The sequence below is a fragment of the Mesorhizobium sp. M7A.F.Ca.CA.001.08.2.1 genome, from assembly GCF_003998455.1.
Classification (GTDB): Bacteria; Pseudomonadota; Alphaproteobacteria; order Rhizobiales; family Rhizobiaceae; genus Mesorhizobium; species Mesorhizobium ciceri.
The window spans coordinates 1-2,454 of record NZ_RZPW01000858.1 but is presented as its reverse complement, the minus strand read 5'-3'; the positions used below and the strand labels follow the sequence as shown (position 1 = coordinate 2,454).

Annotated in this window: 2 protein-coding genes and 1 pseudogene; 2 read left to right on the top strand and 1 reads right to left on the bottom strand. The window is 64.6% G+C overall.

Going from position 1 to position 2,454, the window contains the following annotated elements:
- Window positions 1-510 (top strand): ATP-binding cassette domain-containing protein (locus EN914_RS32095; protein WP_127389532.1); only part of this gene is annotated, 510 nt, incomplete at its 5' end.
- A 272-nt stretch (window positions 511-782) separates the two neighbouring features.
- On the top strand, window positions 783-2,147 hold the full coding sequence (mgtE, locus tag EN914_RS32090; RefSeq protein ID WP_024503286.1) for a magnesium transporter: 1,365 nt from the start codon (window positions 783-785) through the stop codon (window positions 2,145-2,147).
- Between the two features lie 60 nt (window positions 2,148-2,207).
- On the opposite strand, the pseudogene EN914_RS32085 reads toward mgtE, so the two are convergent.
- Window positions 2,208-2,454: pseudogene (locus EN914_RS32085) on the bottom strand (glutathione-disulfide reductase); the annotation flags it as partial.

Genomic DNA, 2,454 nt, shown 5'->3' with positions numbered 1-2,454 from the left:
CAACTGGTCTGCCTGCCCGGCTCCGAGCACGACCATGGCGACGCGCAGGTGGCGTCGGCGCTGCACAAGGCGGGGCTCGGCGACTTCATCGAGCACATGGCCGACGAAAGCCGCGAAGGCAAAAGCTGGGACCAGGTGCTGTCGGGCGGCCAGAAACAGAAGCTGGTGGTGGCTCGCATCGTGCTGCAGCAGCCGGGATTGCTGTTCCTCGACGAGGCGACCGGCGCGCTCGACCCCGATGGCAAGGTCGCCTTCCACCAGGCCATCAAGGACAACTGCCCCGATGTCACGGTGATCAGCGTCATGCACGAGGCGGTGGCGCCGAGATCGATGACGGGCAGCGAATTCTATCACAGCATCGTCGCGATCGCCGACGGCGTCGCCACCAAGAAGCCGCTGGTTCCGACCCTGCCCGCCGAACTCACCACCATTCTGGTGCAGCCAAGGCCGGTCCCAAGGCCGGTCGAAGACAAGTGGCTGCGCTTCTCGCGCCGGCTGAAGCAGAAATAACGGTTATTCCACCCCGGTCTGCCTGGTCGAACGGCGGCCGGTGATCACAGTCTCGCGATCTTGCCCGCTCGTCGGCATTTTCCCTCCTCACCGCGATTGACACGGCAAGGCGCGCTCCTATGTTGCGCCCGCTTGCAGACAATCAAACGCGAACCCGCAAGCGGAAAGGTCACCGCGCCATGCCTGGCGACAGTCACAGTCGAACGCAACAGCCGTCCGCCCTGACGTGACCTCACATGGTTCATGTCCTGCCGGACGGCAAGGAGTGAGCCATGAACGAATTTACCACGGTGGCAAGCGACGAGGCCGTCGCGATTGCCCGTATCCTAGCCAACGATCACGTCGCCGACATTGTCGAGGCCCTGAACAGGGAGCCTCGAGAGACCGCGACGGAACTGCTCTGTGAAGTGACGTTCGAACGTCTGGTCGAGATCTTCGATCAGCCGGAACTCGACGGCGCGCCGGAACTCATGGAGGCGCTGCCGCGCGCCAAGGCGGGCAAGCTGCTCACCGCCATGTCGGTCGACCGTGCCGCCGACATTTTGCGCGAGCTCGACGAGCCGGCGCGTTCCGAGCTGCTTGGCGGACTTGCGCCGCCGCTGCGCGCAACGCTGCTCTCCATCCTCGGCTATCCCGAAGGCAGTGCCGCATCGATCATGACGACGGAGTTCGTCAGCGTGCCCTCGGACTGGAGCGTCGGGCAAACGCTCGACTACATCCGCAAGGTGGAGCGGACGCGCGAGACCGTCTATGCGATCTATATCGTCGATCCGCAAACGCACCTGCTTGTGCGCTCGACGGGCCTGCGCCGGCTGATCACCGGTGAGCCGGATGATTCGATCATGACGGTGGCGCCGGATCATCTTCCGGTGACGGTCGGCCCGCTGACCGATCGCGAAACGCTGGCGCAGACGATCTCCAAATACGATCTGCTCGCCGTTCCGGTCGTCGACCATGGCAAGATCCTCGGCATCGTCACCATCGACGACATCATCGACACGATGATCGCGGAGACGACCGAGGACGTGCACCGTTTCGGCGGCATGGAGGCGCTGGACGAGCCGTACATGAAGATGAGCTTCCTCGCCATGATCAGGAAACGCGGCGGCTGGCTGTGCGCGCTGTTCATCTCGGAGATGCTGACGGCCAACGCCATGCAGAGCTATGAGGGCGAGCTGGAGAAGGCGATCGTGCTGACGCTGTTCATCCCGCTGATCATGAGCTCCGGCGGCAATTCCGGCTCGCAGGCGACCTCGCTGGTCATCCGCGCGCTGGCCTTGCGCGAGATCGGCCTTGGCGACTGGTGGCGGGTGGCGCTGCGCGAGCTGCCCACCGGCCTGGTGCTGGGCGCCATGCTCGGTGTGGTCGGCGTCTGCCGCATCGCGCTCTGGCAGTATATGGGCTTCTACGACTATGGCCCGCACTGGCCGCTGATCGCCACCACGGTGGGTGCTGCACTGGTCGGCATCGTCACCTTCGGTTCGCTGTCGGGGTCGATGCTGCCGTTCGCCTTGAAGCGCATCGGCTTCGATCCGGCCAGCGCATCGGCGCCGTTCGTTGCCACGCTGGTCGATGTCACCGGGCTGGTGATCTACTTCTCGGTGGCGCTGGTGATCCTGCGCGGCACGCTGCTGTAGCAACCATCTCCGCCGTGGCATGTCCTTGCCGCGGCGGAGTTCCTCAACCCGGCTTTGCCGTCAATCGACCCGCTCGCCGTCCTTCACGCGATAGGTCGGCTTGTACATGGTGACCAGTTCTTCCGCCGCCGTCGGATGCACGGCCATCGTACGGTCGAAATCGCCCTTGGTCAGGCCGGCCTTCAGCGGGATGCCGAGAAGCTGCGACATCTCGCCGGCGTCCGGCCCCAATATGTGGGCGCCAAGCACTTTCTTCGACGCGCCATCGACCACCAGCTTTATCAGCATCTTCTCGTCGCGCCCGGAC

Coding starts and splice junctions, on each gene's coding strand:
- mgtE (WP_024503286.1), top strand. CDS start 783: ATGAACGAATTTACCACGGTGGCAAGCGACGAGGCCGTCGCGATTGCC.